This window comes from Shewanella sp. 553 (assembly GCF_059338375.1).
The window spans coordinates 230,167-248,185 of sequence record NZ_CM181701.1; the positions used below are offsets into that span (position 1 = coordinate 230,167).

General features: G+C 48.0%; 14 protein-coding genes. 7 read left to right on the plus strand and 7 right to left on the minus strand.

Annotated elements, in window-relative coordinates:
• The first annotated feature begins 81 nt into the window (after positions 1-81).
• On the plus strand, positions 82-1,923 hold the full coding sequence (locus AC5YBZ_RS01140) for an SLC13 family permease (protein ID WP_494520321.1): 1,842 nt from the start codon (positions 82-84) through the stop codon (positions 1,921-1,923).
• A gap of 37 nt (positions 1,924-1,960) precedes the next feature.
• Here the strand turns inward: AC5YBZ_RS01140 and AC5YBZ_RS01145 are convergent, their stop codons facing one another.
• Together AC5YBZ_RS01145 and AC5YBZ_RS01150 are read right to left on the minus strand one after the other, a co-directional pair.
• Positions 1,961-3,640 carry a BamA/TamA family outer membrane protein gene (locus AC5YBZ_RS01145; protein WP_494543310.1) on the minus strand — a complete coding sequence of 560 codons (1,680 nt, stop codon included), beginning with the start codon at positions 3,638-3,640 and terminating at the stop codon, positions 1,961-1,963.
• 177 nt (positions 3,641-3,817) lie between these two features.
• A complete protein-coding gene (locus AC5YBZ_RS01150) occupies positions 3,818-5,038 on the minus strand; it encodes a threonine/serine exporter family protein (RefSeq protein WP_475515551.1) in 1,221 nt (406 codons plus the stop codon).
• Between the two features lie 222 nt (positions 5,039-5,260).
• Between AC5YBZ_RS01150 and AC5YBZ_RS01155 the strand changes: the two genes are divergently transcribed.
• The 3 genes from AC5YBZ_RS01155 to AC5YBZ_RS01165 all read left to right on the plus strand — a co-directional run bounded on the left by AC5YBZ_RS01155 (position 5,261) and on the right by AC5YBZ_RS01165 (position 8,585).
• Positions 5,261-5,659, plus strand: a complete 399-nt coding sequence (locus tag AC5YBZ_RS01155) for an MAPEG family protein (protein WP_494520319.1) — start codon at positions 5,261-5,263, stop codon at positions 5,657-5,659.
• A 187-nt stretch (positions 5,660-5,846) separates the two neighbouring features.
• On the plus strand, positions 5,847-8,159 hold the full coding sequence (locus tag AC5YBZ_RS01160; RefSeq protein ID WP_494520318.1) for a YgiQ family radical SAM protein: 2,313 nt from the start codon (positions 5,847-5,849) through the stop codon (positions 8,157-8,159).
• A 78-nt stretch (positions 8,160-8,237) separates the two neighbouring features.
• Positions 8,238-8,585, plus strand: a complete 348-nt coding sequence (locus tag AC5YBZ_RS01165; RefSeq protein WP_475515554.1) for a YkvA family protein — start codon at positions 8,238-8,240, stop codon at positions 8,583-8,585.
• 10 nt (positions 8,586-8,595) lie between these two features.
• On the opposite strand, the gene lpxL is transcribed toward AC5YBZ_RS01165, so the two are convergent.
• Positions 8,596-9,525, minus strand: coding sequence for an LpxL/LpxP family Kdo(2)-lipid IV(A) lauroyl/palmitoleoyl acyltransferase (gene lpxL, locus AC5YBZ_RS01170; protein ID WP_494524229.1), 930 nt, complete (start codon positions 9,523-9,525; stop codon positions 8,596-8,598).
• Between the two features lie 186 nt (positions 9,526-9,711).
• Between lpxL and AC5YBZ_RS01175 the strand changes: the two genes are divergently transcribed.
• From AC5YBZ_RS01175 to AC5YBZ_RS01185, 3 genes are all read left to right on the plus strand, one after another.
• Positions 9,712-10,260 (plus strand): hypothetical protein, encoded by a 549-nt coding sequence (locus tag AC5YBZ_RS01175; RefSeq protein WP_494521676.1) that lies wholly within the window; start codon positions 9,712-9,714, stop codon positions 10,258-10,260.
• A gap of 990 nt (positions 10,261-11,250) precedes the next feature.
• Positions 11,251-11,835, plus strand: a complete 585-nt coding sequence (locus tag AC5YBZ_RS01180) for a hypothetical protein (protein WP_494543311.1) — start codon at positions 11,251-11,253, stop codon at positions 11,833-11,835.
• 109 nt (positions 11,836-11,944) lie between these two features.
• Entirely contained in the window at positions 11,945-12,340 is a 396-nt protein-coding gene (locus AC5YBZ_RS01185) for a hypothetical protein (protein WP_494543312.1), read from the plus strand.
• A 911-nt stretch (positions 12,341-13,251) separates the two neighbouring features.
• Here the strand turns inward: AC5YBZ_RS01185 and AC5YBZ_RS01190 are convergent.
• The 4 genes from AC5YBZ_RS01190 to AC5YBZ_RS01205 form a co-directional block, all read right to left on the minus strand.
• On the minus strand, positions 13,252-13,830 hold the full coding sequence (locus AC5YBZ_RS01190; RefSeq protein ID WP_494520314.1) for a lipid-binding SYLF domain-containing protein: 579 nt from the start codon (positions 13,828-13,830) through the stop codon (positions 13,252-13,254).
• Between the two features lie 332 nt (positions 13,831-14,162).
• Positions 14,163-16,244 (minus strand): S9 family peptidase, encoded by a 2,082-nt coding sequence (locus AC5YBZ_RS01195; RefSeq protein ID WP_494543313.1) that lies wholly within the window; start codon positions 16,242-16,244, stop codon positions 14,163-14,165.
• 94 nt (positions 16,245-16,338) lie between these two features.
• Complete coding sequence (locus AC5YBZ_RS01200) at positions 16,339-17,229, minus strand: hypothetical protein (RefSeq protein WP_494543314.1); 891 nt, start codon at positions 17,227-17,229, stop codon at positions 16,339-16,341.
• 103 nt (positions 17,230-17,332) lie between these two features.
• A complete protein-coding gene (locus AC5YBZ_RS01205) occupies positions 17,333-17,731 on the minus strand; it encodes a nitrous oxide-stimulated promoter family protein (RefSeq protein ID WP_475517061.1) in 399 nt (132 codons plus the stop codon).
• Between the last annotated feature and the right edge of the window lie 288 nt (positions 17,732-18,019).

An 18,019-nucleotide genomic window follows, 5' to 3' on the forward strand; every position in this document is an offset into this window, starting at 1 on the left:
GATTAAGCGATTAAAAATCTTGCTAAAAGCTGGATTATCAACTGTTATTGAGCTACCTCAAGAATTATCCAGGCCCTGTATATGACCCAGGCTCAGATGCTGATTTTTATTGTGCTTGCCGCCACAGTGACCCTATTTATTTGGGGGCGTTGGCGGCATGATCTGGTGGCGATGGCGGCATTACTCGGATCTGTTTTACTGGGGTTGCTCCCGGCCGACGAGGCATTTTTAGGTTTTGGTCATCCGGCGGTGATCACTGTGGCTTGTGTGCTGGTATTAAGTAAAGGGCTGCAACTTTCTGGTGCGGTGGATGCCATGATGCAAAAAATGTTGCCCTCCAGCGACAGCCCCACTGTGATGATCACCGTATTAATGAGTATCGGGGGGTTATTCAGTGCCTTTATGAATAATGTCGGCGCCATGGCGCTACTGATGCCGGTGGCCATACAGGTGGCAAATAAGTTATCGCTACCACCGGGACGGGTGTTAATGCCGCTGGCATTTGGCACCATTTTGGGGGGAATGACGACCCTTGTCGGTACGCCACCTAACATCATAGTGTCTGGGTTTCGCGCCGAAACGGGATCCCAAGGTTTTGCCATGTTTGACTTTACGCCAGTCGGCTTGACTGTGGCTTTGGTGGGGGTAGTGTTTGTGGCACTGCTCGGTTGGCGTTTAGTGCCATCACGCAAACAGGCGGCCGGCAGCAGTTTCGATACCGGGACGTATCTGGTCGAGGTGCGGGTCGATGAGGGCAGTCGGTCACTGGGCAAGTCTTTACGTCAAATTGATCAAGAGATGGATGAGACCGATGCGCAGGTGGTGGGCTTAGTTCGCAACGCGTTTAGGGTCTCGGCCCCGAGCCAGTCGAGAATCTTACGTGCTGGCGATATTCTTATTATCGAGGCTGAGCCCGAGTCACTATCACAGGTGTTGTCTAAGTTTGAATTTAAATTAGTCGAAGATCGCATACCAGCTAAGGTCGATAAGGAGCAGCAGTCTGATCCGGCCGATGTTGACAGCAATGACGACGCGCCAAGTGAGAAAAAAAAAGAATCTGAATCTGATGATATTGTGTTGCAGGAGTTGGTCGTGATGCCGCGTTCTGCCATCAATGGTCGCACCGCAAAGGGACTACAGATCAGGGGGCGATATGGCGTGAATTTATTGGCTATCTCGCGGCGGGGGCGGCGTTCGATTAAACGGTTACGCTTAACGCGCATCGAAGCGGGAGACGTGTTGCTGATGCAGGGCGATCTCGAGGCCATAAGTGATTTTGCCGCCAACTTAGGCTGTATGCCCTTAGCACAGCGAGAGATTGGGATCCCAGTAACCAAGCGGGTGATGCTGGCGTTGATCATCATGGGGTTGGCTGTCACTGGCGCCGCAACCGGGCTTGTCCCTACTGCGATCTCATTTGCCATGGGGATGCTTGCGTATATGGCACTAAGCATAGTGCCACTGCAAAGTGCCTATGATGCTGTCGATTGGTCGGTTATTGTCTTGCTTGGGGCGCTGATCCCTGTTGCCAGCATTACCGCCTCGACAGGTGCGGCCGATCTGCTGGCTAAGGCGTTGCTCGATAACGTGGCGCAGGGAAATCCCATCGTCGCCTTGGGGTTGATCCTTGTGGTGACCATGAGTCTGTCAGATTTTATGAACAACGCCGCCACCGCTGCAGTGATGTGCCCCATTGCCATCAGTACCGCCACTCAGCTCGGGGTGAATCCAGACACCTTTTTAATGTCGGTGGCCATCGGCGCCTCGTGCGCGTTTTTGACTCCGATAGGGCATCAAAATAATACCTTAATCTTAGGTCCTGGCGGATTTCGCTTCGGTGATTATTGGAAGATGGGGTTGCCGCTTGAGCTATTGGTCGTGGCGGTTAGCTTACCGTTACTGCTTATCGTATGGCCACTGTAGGACGTTACTAAGTCTATCGCCTCGGGCTGCATAGCCGTTAAAAATGCTGTTTTACTTGAAAGCGCCATTCCCAACTGTTGACTTCGGCGCCACTGGTAAAGGGCACTGATAAATCGATATGGGCCACACTGCCATAACTGGACCGCGACGAGTAAATGCGCGCCCCAATGCCAAAGCTACCTATGGGGCCGGACTCTTCATTATCTTGGTCGGTTCCGCCTGTGGCATGGCCATAATCACTAAATACCGCCCAACCAAGTTCGGCCAGTTGATACAGATTAATATTAGGGTAGTTACGAATTTCGGCAGTGACTAACCACTGGTTATCACCGTGTTGGTAATCATTGGGGTAACCCCGTACGCCTGTGTTGTCACCCAGAGCAAAAGTTTGATCGAGGTAGTTGTTTTGTGAGGCGCTCAAGCGCATCTTGGCATAAGCGGTCCACTTAGGTGACAGCTTATAAAAGTATTCCGCTGTCGTATTCACCTTAAAGTAGTCGGGTTGGCTGGTGGCAAACACGCCTTCGCCATCGATACTCATCAGTAGCAATTGTGCTTGGCTTTGATATCCCCTCGATGATCGCCAGTTGATGTGATAACCCACAGGGGAGCTGTCATTAGTGTCTTGGGTTTCGATACCCAGGCTGACATAGTGTTGCCAACCAAGGTTAATGTCTTCGTTATAGTTAATCAGGTAGACATTGTTGAGCACTTTAAAATCATCTTGCAGATAGTGATAGCCTATCCAAGGGTAGTGATAATCTCGGTCTTGTGGCAGCGGGCCGTCAACAAAGGTATCGATATGCTTAAAGGTGTGTTGATCTTGAGTGATCCCCACTAATACACGTGAACGCCAGTCATTGACCTTGTTGAGGCGCCAACCGTATTGCGCATTATAGAAATTGATTTGATGCTCAAACTGATCCACATCAACCCCATTTTGGCGCAGAGTATCGGTTCGTAAATCATTGATATAACGCCCTGAGTACATATCGGTATCGTCAAGAGTATAAAACGGCTTGGTGAAGTCAACCATGGCCGCTTCACCGTCACTGTTATCGTAAAAGTTTGCCGAGAGAGTGGCGCGTCTTATCCAGTCATCCATGGGGGCTTGAAAGGCCAGCTGGTAGCCGCTGCGATCGGCGCTGGATTTGTATTTCAAACGAGTGCGGATGCCGTAACCGAGTAAGTTATCTTCTTTAATACCGATAGAAAATTTACTTTCACCACCACTTCTACTGGCGCTAAATGTGGGCAGCAGTGACCAGTTATCCCAGGTTTCCACTAATACGGTTTTTCCTGGGTCACTTGGCGCCGCATCAGGGTCGGGCTGCGCAAACGTTATCTTGGCGTCGCGAATGTAAGGCTCGTACCTTAAAATTCGCTGTGCTTCTTCAATATCTTGTTGTGACACCTCGTCATTCACATTGAAGCTGAGTTTACTCAGTAGGGTCGACTCGCGGGTATTGATGTGCAGATAATTGGCCCAACGGTGAATAAAAAAAGCATCTGGATCGGACTCATCGAATATGGCGTGGCTAACCACGACAATATTGTTGATGGGGGTTTTTACCGTTTGGGGATCGGTTTGTGCTGTGTTGGCTAACCCTGCTTGAGTATTCGATGGCGCAGATGTCGGCTCAGGGGAGATAGCTGCATGCAGCGGGGCTAGCAGCAGGTAACTTAATAGCGCAATACAGCGAGCGACATATGGCATGGAGCGACCCACCTTATTGTTATGTGATGATTAAAGCATCTCGTGACCACAAAAAAGATACATTTTAATAACACACCCAGTGTCAGTATTAGTCAAGCTGGGAATTGAAATAAGGTAATGATTTTATTTACGCAAATGCTGATACATGCGGCGCAATGTATCAGCATAGTGCATAGGCTATAGGGTTCCGCGCGGTGGTACGGCCACGTTGGCAAATATCAGCCCGGCGATTAGCGACATAAAAATTAAGAAAATTTGTGAGCCAATATGGGATTGGTTGAGCATGGTTTCACCCAATATGAGGGTATTGAGACCAATATAGGTTTTACTGCCGGGAACCAAGATAACGATCCCCTGCAGTAGTGCAATGGAAGCGGGAGCCTTCATCCAGCGGGCATATAAGTTGGAATAGATCCCGACCGCCAAGGCGCCAAAAAAGATGCCGATAGACTCGCCCAAGTAGATGCCCGCGAGCATGGCGGAAAAGAAGGCGATAATACCGGCAAACACCCCCCAAGCGGCATCCTTTAAACGCGCCTTAAAGATGATAACCAGCGCCATCGACAAGATGGGTACCGCTGACCAAATGGCCCAACGAGGCAAGGGATCGGGTTCAAAATAGATGGTTTCACCAAAGATTGCCGAGCCAATCACCATGCCAAATATGGCGCCAAAATAGAGCTTAAACAGCAGCATGCACGCGTCCATGATACGCGCGGTGCCGGAGATTAAATCTCGCGCGGCCAATTCGGCCAAGCCCAGGGTTAACGCCAGCCCGGGGACAAAGATAATGATGCCCGACAGAATCACCACCGGGATATTAATAAAAGGGTCAAAATAGGCGATGCCACAGGCGACGATGGCACATAAAATGGCTGCCAGAGGTTCTAGGGCTTCGGCAATACGTGTCGAGCGTTCGGCGCGGTAAACGAGGCCATACACCATGAGCCCCAGGGCCGCCGACCAAAATACGTCATGCCAACTGGTGCCCATTAACATAGCAAAGGCGCCCGCCGAACAGCCAAACGCCAATAAGGTTAATAGGGTGCCGTAAGGGCTAGGTTTGTTAGCAATCTCTTCCAGTCGGTCGGTGGCCTCTTGTAAGGTGCGTTTGCCAGATACCAGCTCACCCACCAACTCGTCGGTTCGTGCCAGTGAGCCTAAATCGAGATCGCCGGGCCTGACACGAGCCACATGGTTATATTCTTGGTCGGCATCATGTTGTAATACAAAGGTCATCGAGGTGGGCGAGATGAGAAAATAGCCTTCAATACCCAATAACTTTGAGATGCTCTGAAGGTGAGATTCTAAGCGATAAGCTGGGGTGCCAAATTTATGCAGGTACTTACCTAACTTGATGATAAATTTGCGCTTTTCTATAAATTCTTCGCTATCCACTTGTTTGTTCCATGATGATAAAACCGATGGGTGACCCTAGATCGAGCGCATCTTACCCCATCTTAGGTTAAAAAGGTTAACGGCTTGGTAAGTTTTTACTGCCTATCGCTGTCGATGCCGCCGCGGGAATTAACCTTAAAGTTACAATTAAGCGGCCTGCTGACGTAAGCTAACTACTCTGCGCTGTACGATTGGCGTGAAGATTCACCACGAGGAGAGACAATGTCGGTCATAGTATCCAGTTTATATATCGGGTTAACCGCCATAATGGCGGTTTATTTTGCATTGCGAGTCGTAAAACTAAGGCGTCGTTTAAAGGTTGGCTTAGGCACAGGCGGTCAGCCCACATTGCGCCTTGCCAACCGAGTGCACGGTAACCTGATTGAGCATGCACCTATGGCGCTGATGTTGCTGCTGGTGGCCGAGCTTAACGGTTTACCGCAAGCATATGTGCATCTTTTGGGGCTGATTTGGCTGCTAGCCAGAGTGTTGCACGCGCTGGGATTAACCTTGGGGCAAGGGGGTTATCATTGGGGGCGATTTTGGGGGGTATTATTAACCTGGATCCTTATCCTTACGCTGTCTGTGGTTAATATTGGCTATTTTATTATTGGCGCGTAATATTACCGGATTGCTGCTTTTTTGGTCGCAATAATGAGGGGGTAGCTGTTATACTCCGCGTCTTTTTTAAGGTTGCGCCGCGAGTGTTACCTCGCTGCGGTAATTGGCGCACATGGCTTGGTCTATTGGGGCATCTCCCTGAGTGACTACACTTATTTATTGGTTTGATAGTTAGGCAGTATTATTCATGCAGGTTGAATCCACGTTATTTACTCATCCCAAGTATCTGGGCCGTACTGAACCAGCGGCGCCTTTTTTGCCTATGTCGCGCAAAGAGATGGCTAAACTGGGCTGGGATTCATGTGACATTATTATTGTCACAGGCGATGCCTATGTGGATCACCCCAGTTTTGGTATGGCGGTGATTGGCCGTATGCTTGAGGCGCAAGGGTTTCGCGTTGGCATTATCTCGCAGCCCGATTGGTCGAATAAAAATGACTTCATGAAGTTAGGCAAGCCTAACCTCTATTTTGGTGTGACCGCTGGCAACATGGACTCGATGATCAACCGTTACACTGCCGAGCGTCGCCTGCGTCACGATGATGCCTATACCGCGGGTAATATTGGCGGTAAGCGCCCCGATCGCGCCGTCACTGTTTATACCCAGCGCTGCAAAGAAGCCTTTAAGCAAGTGCCTGTGGTGATTGGTGGCATCGAAGCGAGTTTACGCCGTATCGCCCATTATGACTATTGGTCAGATAAAGTGCGTCGCTCTGTGATCCTCGATGCCAAGGCCGATATCTTAGTCTACGGTAACGCCGAACGTCCGCTGGTTGAACTGTCGCACCGCCTCGCAGCGGGTGAGTCTATCAGTGAGATCCATGATGTGCGCGGCACCACGGTGATTCGTAAGGAGCCGCTGCCGGGCTGGAAAGGCATGGACTCGCGTAAGCTGGATCAACTGCATAAAATCGACCCGATCCCCAATCCTTACGGCGCCGACGATGTGGGCTGTCAAAACCTCTCTGGCCCGAGCGATGTTAAGGTGTTCGACAACGATGCGCCTAAGCCTATTACGGTACAACCGCCGCGCCCTAAGCCATGGGAAAATACCTATGTGTTGCTGCCCAGCTATGAAAAAGTCGCCGAAGATAAGTTTCTCTATGCCCATGCATCGCGCATCTTGCATCAAGAGCAAAACCCCGGTTGTGCCCGTGCGCTATTTCAGACTCACGCCGAACGGGCTGTTTGGGTCAATCCGCCAGCATGGCCATTAAACACCGACGAGATGGATGGCGTATTTGATCTGCCCTACCAACGGGTGCCGCATCCTGTCTATGGCGATGCCAAGATCCCCGCCTATGACATGATCAAGACCTCGATTAACATTATGCGTGGTTGCTTTGGTGGCTGCTCGTTCTGCTCGATTACCGAGCATGAAGGGCGGATTATTCAGAGCCGCTCGCAAGATTCTATTATTAAAGAGATCAAAGATATCCAGCAGAAAGTGCCCGGTTTTACTGGAGTGATCTCTGACTTGGGTGGCCCGACGGCGAACATGTATCGCTTAGGCTGTAAGAGCGAAAAAGCCGAAAAGACCTGTCGTCGTTTGTCCTGTGTGTTCCCGGCCATCTGTGGTCATCTGGACACCGACCATCAGGCGACGATCGATCTGTATCGCGCGGCACGTGACGTGCCGGGCATTAAAAAAGTGCTTATTGCTTCGGGTGTGCGTTACGACTTAGCCACCGAAGATCCACGCTACGTTAAAGAGTTGGCCAGTCATCATGTGGGCGGTTATCTCAAAATTGCCCCCGAGCACACCGAAGAGGGACCGCTCAATAAGATGATGAAACCCGGCATGGGCACTTACGACAAGTTTAAAGAGTTGTTTGATAAGTATTCGGCCGAGGCGGGCAAGAAGCAGTATTTGATCCCCTATTTTATTTCGGCGCATCCAGGCACCACAGATGAAGATATGGTGAACTTGGCGTTGTGGCTTAAAGGGCAAAAATTTAAGCTCGATCAAGTGCAAAACTTCTATCCGTCGCCGATGGCGAACGCCACCACCATTTATCATACTGAGCTCAATTCGCTTAAAAATGTGAAACATACCAGCGAAACAGTGCAAGTACCCAAGGGCGGTCGTCAGCGTAAGCTGCATAAAGCCTTGCTGCGTTACCATGATCCTGCTGGCTGGCCGATGATCCGGGAAGCCTTAATTGCCATGGGCAAAGAGAAGTTGATCGGTAGCGGCGCCCATTGCTTAGTGCCGGCAGAAACCCGCCAAGAGCGTCAAGGCTTTAGGGCTAAGCCTGCTAAGGGCAAGACGCCAGCAGGTAAAAAAGCCGTGACTCGCTTCTCGGCCGATCAGTTTGATGAGCGTAAGAGTATGGATAAAGCGGGCAAGCCTAACGCAGGTAAACCTAAAGCCAAGGGGAAACCCTCGGCCCATAAAAGCGGTTCAGGCCAATCGGCCCCTGCAGGGCAAGGCGCAGGCAAAGGGGCTAAGCGGCCGGTTAAAAATGGTTGGGGTACTACGCCAAAGCATCAACGTTAGTTAGGTCACAGACCTAGTCAAATGCATCAAAATAGGGGAATATCATCGATATTGCCCTATTTTTTTAAGGAGCTTTCCATGAGTCAACACGGGTCCAATGATGGCAGCGACACCTATAGTGATGCAGGCTTTTGGCATAAGGTGAAGCTGTTTGCCAAGCAAGCGGGTCGAGACGTGATAGAAAAAGCCCTATGGCTTTACTACGCCGCGCAGCGTCCCGATACCCCTAAATGGGCCAAGACCATTATTTTTGGTGCGCTAGCCTATTTTATCGCCCCCATAGATGCGATACCCGACCTAACACCTCTGGTCGGTTTTACCGATGATTTAGGTGCGCTTGCCGCCGCGCTGACCATGGTGAGTCTGTATGTCGATGACCATGTCAAAAGCCAAGCGGCAGAAAAAACCGCCGCTTGGTTTGATTAACCTACAAGGATTAATATAGCGAGGCTTCACCCTCTGGACGAGTCTTGAAGCGGCGGTGAAGCCACATATATTGCCCTGGGGCTTCCATGATCGAAGCTTCGACAATTTTATTAATAAAATGAGCGCCGGCCTCGGGATCATTTTTGGGAAACTGATTAATCAGTGGCGCTTTTACCGTTAGGGTGTAATCCCCTTTGTCGTTATTGCGCACCATTACTAGCGGCACAATGGCGCAGTCGGAGCCATCGACTAATATACTGGTGCCGGTTGTGGTGCAGGCCTTTTCAACGGCAAACAGCGGGGCAAAGGTTGAGCGGCGGCGGCCATAATCATGATCCGGTGCATACCAGAGACGCTCGCCATTTTTTAATGACTCCAGCATAAACTTGATATTTTTTCTATGGATTAACGCATGCCCGCCACGAGAGCGGCCTTTATATTGAAAATAGTCAAAACAGGGATTGTTATTCGGTCGATATACGCCCATGCCCGGTATGTGTAGACCGAATGCGCGGCCACCGAGCTCAAGATTAAGTGAGTGCACCGCGACTAACAGCACACCGCGACCTTCGGCGGCCAGTTTATCTATGTGCTCCATTCCCTTAATAGTCACATGCTTTGCCACTCTGGCATCAGACCAAAACCACGCCATCCCCGTTTCAAACAGGGCTAACCCCGTGTTGTCGATATTCTCTTTAACCAGCTGTTCACGCTTATCCGGACTCATGTCTGGAAAACAAAGGGCTAAGTTGCGCTCCATCGTTTTGCGGCGACTTTTCATAAAACGAATAGCCAGACGTCCGAGCATTTTGCCCATACGGATCTGGATGAAATAGGGCAGCAGACTGCAAAGGTAACTAGTGCCCACGAGTGTCAGTACTCCCCAATATTTTGGGTGCAGCAGTGAAATCGAAAATGTCGGCGCGGTGTATTTACTCATAATAGGATGGGGTTTATTGATTAAGAAATGATGTTGGACCCAAGATTATACGTGATTGCCGAATAAGGATCTCAGATATATCGGGGCAGTTTTTATTCAGTTTTAATTTATATGAATGTGGTACTGTTTTTTGTTACTTTAATGGAGAGCAGAAATACAATGAAAAAACAGTTACCTCTATTTATTATGACGGCCATGTTCGCGATCCCCGCTATCGCTGTAAGCACTGAGCAAGCTGCGTTTTTTGACCGTATCGCCGCACATTGTGGCAAGGCCTTTGAGGGCGTTGTCACTGCAGGTAATAGCGCCGATTCGGCGTTTAGCGGCAAAACCTTAGTCATGCATGTGCGTGAGTGTAGTGATAATGAGTTAAAAGTGCCGTTTCATGTCGGCGAGGATCATTCACGCACTTGGGTCATCACCAAAACCGACACCGGGCTTAGATTAAAGCACGATCACCGCCATCAAGACGGCAGTGAAGATAAGGTCACTATGTATGGTGGCGACACCATCGACAGTGGCAGTGCCCAGCTGCAATCATTTCCGGTTGATCAATTTTCTATCGATAATTTCAAGCAAAATGGCCTTAGCCAGTCGGTCACCAATGTGTGGCACATGGGGATCACCGATACCCGTTTTATGTATCGCTTAACTCGAGCAAATCGCGATTTTAAGGTGGAGTTTGATTTGAGCAAGCCGGTAGCGTTGCCGCCAGCTCCTTGGGGGCATGAATAGCCGTGGCCTTGGAATGAAGGTTTGGCATTTTTTATTTAGCTGAGTAGCGTTGGGCTGAATCTTATTTGTTGGGTGTGTTTGAAGGTGTACCTTCACTGTTATTAATCGCCTGTCCGGCGGGGAATGTGCAAGCGCTCTTTTGGCTCGGTGAGTGAAGCGTCGCTTCATGCTAACGAACGAGAGACAGGGATTGTCGAACTGGCTTTTAGATAGGGATATCGTTGTGAACACGTCCGTGTGGGCTCTGCGAAATCATCTGACCTCCAAGGACGGAGGGAATGCCGAAAAATGTCTGGAACATTTTCGGCCATGATTTCGAAGGCCAAAACCGCGCTTACACCGATCTCTAACGCCTCTTCGATTTGGCTTCAATTGGAGCGAATAGCAAATCAAAAACTAACGTGTTTTTGCCCCAAAGTTTGTTGGGCCTTGGCATGAAGAACAATGACATTTGCTTGAGTAGCGGCTGGCTGCATTTTTATTTATTGGAAGTGGTGAAGGTTGAACCTTCAATGTGAGTTAATTGCTTGCAGCAGGCTAATGTGCAGATACTGCTTCGGGGCGCTTTTCGCCGTCCTTGGCCGCTTAACGAAAACGTCCCTGTTTTCGATACCCTCAGCCGTATCTACACCGGGTTATTCTGTCTCTTCGATTTAGCTTCACTTGGTGTGAGCCGCTAGTTCAAAAGCTAACAAACGTTCGCCACGTTCGATGCGCGCTAGAAAACAGAGCAAAAAACCTGTTTTTTATGCTCGATAAACTGCCTGCAATTTTATAATTAGTTGAATTGTTGTGATTTAATAATTTGTTGTAGAGACCTCTACATCAACTTGTTAAGTTATGCGTGCGACTCATTCAAATTTATTGAAACTGATGTTAACTTTGTCGCTTTATTTCAATGTATTAGCGTGGCATAGTTGCTGTAAGTTAAATTTTAGGCAGTTTATTGAGCTGCTATTCAATAAGCTGTTATGTGTCAGGAGATCGCGAATGAGAGAGGATATGTCAGACATTCTGATTCACTTCACTAAGGGGGAAAATGAGGAGGATGCATATCAAAATCTTCTGAGTATTATTGGGCAATGCGAAGTTCACGGTTCAAGAAAGAAAATTAGAGATGGATCGCTCTGTGTCTGTTTCTCTGAAGCGCCGATGTCAAGTTTACGAAGCGGCCTGTTAAATCCAACTTTTTATACACCTTATTCTCCTTTTGGAATCTATACGACCAAAGAACACATATTCGCCCTTGGTGGTCGGCCTGTTTTTTATCAGCCAGAAAGCGACTACTCCCTCCTTTCTGAGGAAAATAGCTGGAGGCATATGAGATATGAGCCGCCCTCAATAGATTTTACTTGGGAGCGAGAATGGAGAATTAAGACCGAAGGATACCGATTTGACCCATCGACGACTCAAATCATTGTTCCCAACCATATGTGGGCATTGAGATTGATTAACGAGCATGAAGAGCAACAAAGGTGGCAAACTATTCAATATAGCCAAATTATGGATGAGCTGCTTGCCATTCAATATGAGGAGCCATTTCCATGGGTAATCGCAGAGTTAAACAACACATAACAATCACAACCACGTTAGCCCCTGCGGGACTGAACCTCCACTCTGCGGCTTTGTCGCTGCATTCCGACTCATGTTGTGGGCGTTATGCAATAAAAATTGAGAGTGCACAATGAAAATGATCCATGATGTGAATATATATCTTAATTACTTTTTTATTTCATATGATGACTACGTTTGCTATCCACACAAACAGATGTACTGTCAGTTTTTAAGTATTGCAAATTCTGTATCTGAAAAACTAGATTGTGAGATGCTAGCGAGAAAAATGGGCAGCAACTCATTTGAGCGTGTTACAGCCACTGATCTAGAAAAATCATTGGGGAAATGGAGCCGTCCAATAGTAGGTATTAAATTTGTTCGTGGTAATAAAGAATTAGCTCAGATGGAGAGGAAGCGAAAAACTGTATATTACTCAAACAATAAAGATTTATGCGAAAGCTTTAGAGTATACAACAGAGCTTTCAAAGAGTACGAGCCATCGAAATATAATGAAGAGCTAGGATAGGATGATAAAGAGTATGAGGCTTGGATGAGGGTTTTATAAATCACATGATGATAATACCTTGGATTCCAACCGAATAGATAGATGAAAAATCGAAATGTTTTGTTCCAAGTTAAGTCTGTACGTTTCTATTGTTTCATTATTTTTTGCGGTGTCCTCTTTCATTGTTACATTAATTTAATTCATAACAAGGCCAATCACAAACGCCAGCAAGCTGGCTGGACTCGCTGCCGCTCGCCTGTGTTGGCGGCGTTAATCTATACAAATATTAATCTGAAACATACCAATTAGAACATTAGTCCTAACAAGCTTTGGTTCAAAAATAAGTTAGCTTTTGATTGTCCGAGTGACACTAGTAAGGTCAAATCGAAGAGATTAAGAACTCGGTGTAGGTGCGGCTGTGACCTTCCGTGACAAGGATGTCACGGCAGAGCCTACAGGGATTGTACTTGCGGCGTGTCACAGAAGCACCTGCACGAAAAACGCCTGCGGCAAGCAATTCAAAATGATGAAGGTTAACGCTACCATCGTTAACTAAAAACCAATCACGCAAAATGCCTCAACCTTCATTCGAAGGCCAACACACTTTTGTCCAAAAATAATTTAGCTTTTAATGCCCTGAATGACACCTGTAACGCAAAATCGAAGAGATAGATAAGTCGGTGTAGGTGCGGCTGTGACCTTCCGTGACATGGATGTCACGGCAGAGCCTACAGGGATTGTACTTGCGGCGTGTCACAGAAGTACCTGCACGAATAGCCTGCGGCAAGCAATTTAAAACGATGAAGGTTAACGCTACCATCAATCAATAAAAACCAATTCAACTAAAAACTAATTCAGCTGAAAACCATAAGCCAGATGGGAAGAAGTTTAAATAGATGGGGGAGCCATCTGGCTCCCCTGTTAGATGATGACTATTTGGGCTCAAAAGTGAAGGATTGTCCAGCAAGCGCCGCTTCATACATTAAGCCACCTTTAGCGGCGGTAAATACCGCCATGCCATTGATGTATGAGGCACTTGCAGCTTTGTTGCTGCCCGATTGCCCCGCACCAGCCGAGTTACCTGTGGTGCCCACTTGGGCATTGGCGCCGACGTTAATCGCGACCGCCGATGCATTCGCACTAAACTCGAAACTACCGCTGGTAAATTCTTCATACGCTTTGGCGTCTTTAAAGAAAATAATTTCGCTGTAAGCCTGACCGCCGAGTTGGAAACCAATCGACAGTTGCGACAAACTGGTATCGCCGGTATGCACGCCGCCACGATAGACGCGCCCTTTGCCGTAGGCTGCGCCAATGCCTATGCCGCCTTTACCTACGGTGGGGAAAATAGCGTAGCCATAGGCGCTATTAAAAAATTGTTGGGTGTCTGGGGCTTTTTTAAAGTTGTTTAGTGCTTCGCTGTAGCTATCGGCGGCAAATGAGGCTTGGGCAAACAGTAAGCCAACAATGACACAACAGCTAGCGGTTAAACGTGATATCCACTTCTTCATGATGCACTCCTTTATTTAGATACGGTTATACCCACTGTTATCAATATTCGTTTCGTACAGCGGCGATGCTAAAAGCCAGCGCACAACCTGTTTTAAGGTTGTCATTTCTGCATGGGATGAATCGCGCTAGGCTAAATATTTGGCCTATTATCTGTGTTATCAACCCTTGGCTAACTCTCATCTATTGATGTGGATGCTTATTAGCATACGCACAGATAGCTAAAAACTGAATGCTATTTGATGAAAAAAGCGCCTATAAAAGCGCTTTTATTGAGTTTTGTCAGCTAAGGTTCAGCCCATTCATTCTGGTAGCCAGTTGCTGTGTCATGGTTTTACTTAGCCGTTTTAGGTTGCTCTTTACCCAGCACATAGTGTTCGAACCATTTCTGGTCCCAATCCATTTTGGCTTGGCGATGTTGATAGTGGCTCAGTCCATGGCCTTCACCGGGATACACCAACAGCTCCACAGGCACATTAAGGTAATGTTTTAGGGTGCGATATAGCCCTTGGGCATGGCCCAGCGGTACGCGTTGATCGTTTTCGCCAATGTGAATTAGGGTCGGCGTGTTGATGTTATTGGCATGGGTGAGCGAGGATCCATGAGTGTAAGCGTCGGGTTTTTCCCAAGGCAAACCCTGCATAAAGTTAATCACATGGCCTGGGGTGTCTTCGAGCATCCATTGCAGGCGTTGATCGAACACCCCTGCACCAGAACTTGCCGCTTTGAAGCGCTGGGTGGTACTGATAAGCGCATTGGTGAGATAACCACCGTTACTCCAGCCCATCACCGCCATTTTGTCACCGTCGGCAACGCCTAACGCGATAAGGTGATCGACTCCCGACAGGATATCGGCAACTTCGATGTCATGTTCTTTGCCTACAAGGTCGGTTAAGAATTTATCGCCATAGCCTGTCGAGCCGCGGTAGTTAGGCGACAACAGTGCCCAGCCATTGGCGGTAAAGGTTGAGCGGCCGTAGGAGCGATGTTGTAAGGCGTACGGTGTCGCAGACGTTGGGCCGCCATGCAGTTGGACTATTAGCGGCAGTGGTCCGTCACTCTGTTTGTAGTTGGCGGGTAAGTCGAGGATGCCTTCGACTTGTGTTCCATCTGGCGCGGTCCATTTGACCACAGATATTTGTGGCAAAATCCAGCTGTCGACTTGCGGATTAATGTTAGTGATGCGCTTATATTTGGCTTTCTTGCTGGCGGCATCGGCAATAAACAGATCGCTAAAATGCTCGAGTCCGTTGTGGTTAAAGGCGAGTTTTTTACCGTCATGGCTAAAGCTGTAGCTGCCCATCACCAGATCGCCGGCGATCACCGTGCGCGTATCACCCTGCAGTTGTTGGTTGATATCGGTGCAAAATAGCTTAACGCGGCCATGGTCGGCACCGCGATAACAGATCTCATCACTATTGGGGCGCCACTGAATGTCGCTGCCATTGAGGGTGATATCGCCGCTACGTTTAATTTCTAGCGGTTTGACCTGTTTTTGCTGTGGTGTAACGACAAAGAGTTTACCCGGATGGCCATCGAAATCGATTCGAAAGGCCAGCTGTTGGTTGTTGGCGTGCCAGTCGAGGCCGAGTAACCAACCATAAGGCGATGGTGCATCTTGGCGCCAAGCGCTGTCGGGGAGTAGGGTATTGCTGTTCGTGCGGGTGTTGTATACCTCGAGGTTTGACCAACCTTCTAAGTGTACTAGTTCGTTATCGGCAGTGGTGATGCGGGCAATTTGGCTGGCATCTTGGTTCACCTTAAACTCCCATACCACTTTATCGTCGTCGAGTAGCAATGATTGCTGATAATGCTCGAGATCCAGCTTATACAATGGGTTGGTGGTGATCTTACCATGGCCATATTTAGGGGCGCTGTGGCTGGCACGCATATCGGCCCAATCATCGGCTTCGGTAGTGGTTTTATTGGCTAAGAAATAGAGGTTATGACCATCATGGCCGACTTGAAACGCCTTAACGCCTTCGGTTTCTTTGGTCACCGGGACGGTGTCGCCGCCTTGTATCGACAGTCTAAAGACTTGGGCTTTACCGTTGTATGGCGCTATTTTGTCTTCGTGGGTTTGCTGACCTAAGTAGTAAATATATTGGCCATCTGGACTCCACTGTGGGCTAGATTCACTTTCATTGGTGAAGGTGAGGCGGCTGGTTTTGCGTGATTTAATGTCGACTAGCCACAGATCTTTTTGGGCTTTGTCTAATGCTTTATCCCAGCGAGACTCTAACCACACAGCCTGTTTACCGTCTGGGCTTAATTGCACATGACCCATGTTAGCTATATCAAAAAAATCGTTGTTAGTAATGTGGTGAGTACGTTCGGTAGCAACAGTTTGGCCTGTTAATCCCATTAGTCCGGCGGAGATCACCGCAAGTACGGTGAGTTTATTGACTCTTCCCATCTTGATCCCTTCAGTTGTGCATTTGTCATTATTGTTTTAAGTGGCTGAGTTGCCGTGGGATACATTAACTCAAAATGGTTTTTGTGCAACAGAGTTAGGGTTCTTTTGCGTCGGTGTCCTGGGTATCGTCCGCTTTTAAAATATGTTGCAGATAATTGAGCTCTTCGGCATCGAGCAGTTGTTGACTGGTTTGTGGTCGGCTGGGATGCGCCATTTTAGATGATAGGCTGCCCCTGAGGTAGGCGGCTAGGGTGATCTGTTTAAGTCCATATAAGGCCAAAACATAGACGGTTAATAATAAACATAAGCGGGTGATGGCTTGGGCGGTGATAGAGACATGGTCACCAAAATAAAAGGGTAATATGACCAGTGCCGTTCGAACGAGCCAGTTAATTAACATGGCAAAGGTTAAGGCCAGTAGCCACCTAAATTTAATATCATTAAGGCTATTTTGATGGGCGCGGCGCGAACGTCCTTTAAATTGATTGAGCAGCTTGATGATCAAATAGAAATAGATAAGGGCTTGCAAGCTTAGTAGTGCTGGCAGCAGAGCACCTAAAAAGGTAACGAGGCTAATATTGTTAACGTGCTGAACATTGAGGGAAAGGTTGCTATCTAAAATAAAAGACAGGCTTATCAATATGCTCAGAATTATTGCCGGATAGAAGTGACCCGATAAACGAACGTCGCGATTAATATTATGCAGGCTGCGGTAGCAATACAGGTACAACAGCGGCATCAACAGAAAATACACCGGAATAATCAGAATAAATAACATGGGTAAGGGCAGTGGAGTGTTGGTTTTGCTGATAAGCCCGGTTAAAAAGTACAGAGCTAGCAGGCTAAATATCGCCCCCAATAGCTTATGGTTGTTGTGGTTATCGCGATATATATGACGAACATAGATGGCCAGTCCAATACAGTGCAGTCCACCGATTAGAGAGAGCCACCAATAGCCTTCGTATAAAAAGTCGTTGTAGGTCATTTGCCTATCATCAACGCATTCAGGGAGCTTCGCAAGTGAATTGTGCTTTTTTTGAGCGTTAATATTGAGGCGTTAAAGCTACGGTTTCTTGTTGTTGGCGAAGTTAGTCTTGACGTTTCTGTTGCGCCATTCTCAGGTGGCGATTCGAGCTTGCTACAGGAGGCTGACTTGGCACCGCCGCGCGTTCGGACCACAAGTGGCGTATTGCCATAATGGGATGGGGCAGCAGCATGCGCGGTCCGGCAAAAAGCATGATTTGGCGGGCCTTGGCTTTTAGTTCTGGTTTATAGCAATGTATCGGACATTTATTACACGTCGGCTTGGCTTGCCCATAAGGGCAGCGGTCGAGTTTAGTGTGTGCATAGGCCAAGAACGCCTGACATTGCTGACAGGCTTCCAGCTTACCTTTTGCTTGGCAGTGAGCTTTGCAATAAATATGAACCATCGCCTTTATGGTCTCAAACTCACGTTGCAATCTACCATTGAGCAGCATGTCGTCCATCGATATACCCGAGTTATTTGCTAGGTTATATTGAGAGTAGCGCGAGCGAATGCCGAACACAAAAATCATCATCGATTTTATGAAGGTGCGCACAAAATAGTGCTTTAAAGATAAGGGCGATTAGTGTCGCTTTACATCAATATTGCGATGTAAAGCGACAAACTTAAGCCGAATATGGCATTTTGGGCGCCACTTTTTGATACCCGAGCGAAAAAGAGGTATAAATAATTGATTTATAGCAAGAGAATCGATGCGTTATATCGGTTACTATCTGTACATCTTTTGTAA

Coding starts and splice junctions, on each gene's coding strand:
- AC5YBZ_RS01140 (WP_494520321.1), top strand. CDS start 82: ATGACCCAGGCTCAGATGCTGATTTTTATTGTGCTTGCCGCCACAGTG.
- AC5YBZ_RS01145 (WP_494543310.1), bottom strand. CDS start 3,640: ATGCCATATGTCGCTCGCTGTATTGCGCTATTAAGTTACCTGCTGCTA.
- AC5YBZ_RS01155 (WP_494520319.1), top strand. CDS start 5,261: ATGTCGGTCATAGTATCCAGTTTATATATCGGGTTAACCGCCATAATG.
- AC5YBZ_RS01160 (WP_494520318.1), top strand. CDS start 5,847: ATGCAGGTTGAATCCACGTTATTTACTCATCCCAAGTATCTGGGCCGT.
- AC5YBZ_RS01165 (WP_475515554.1), top strand. CDS start 8,238: ATGAGTCAACACGGGTCCAATGATGGCAGCGACACCTATAGTGATGCA.
- lpxL (WP_494524229.1), bottom strand. CDS start 9,525: ATGAGTAAATACACCGCGCCGACATTTTCGATTTCACTGCTGCACCCA.
- AC5YBZ_RS01175 (WP_494521676.1), top strand. CDS start 9,712: ATGACGGCCATGTTCGCGATCCCCGCTATCGCTGTAAGCACTGAGCAA.
- AC5YBZ_RS01180 (WP_494543311.1), top strand. CDS start 11,251: ATGAGAGAGGATATGTCAGACATTCTGATTCACTTCACTAAGGGGGAA.
- AC5YBZ_RS01185 (WP_494543312.1), top strand. CDS start 11,945: ATGAAAATGATCCATGATGTGAATATATATCTTAATTACTTTTTTATT.
- AC5YBZ_RS01190 (WP_494520314.1), bottom strand. CDS start 13,830: ATGAAGAAGTGGATATCACGTTTAACCGCTAGCTGTTGTGTCATTGTT.
- AC5YBZ_RS01195 (WP_494543313.1), bottom strand. CDS start 16,244: ATGGGAAGAGTCAATAAACTCACCGTACTTGCGGTGATCTCCGCCGGA.
- AC5YBZ_RS01200 (WP_494543314.1), bottom strand. CDS start 17,229: ATGACCTACAACGACTTTTTATACGAAGGCTATTGGTGGCTCTCTCTA.
- AC5YBZ_RS01205 (WP_475517061.1), bottom strand. CDS start 17,731: ATGGACGACATGCTGCTCAATGGTAGATTGCAACGTGAGTTTGAGACC.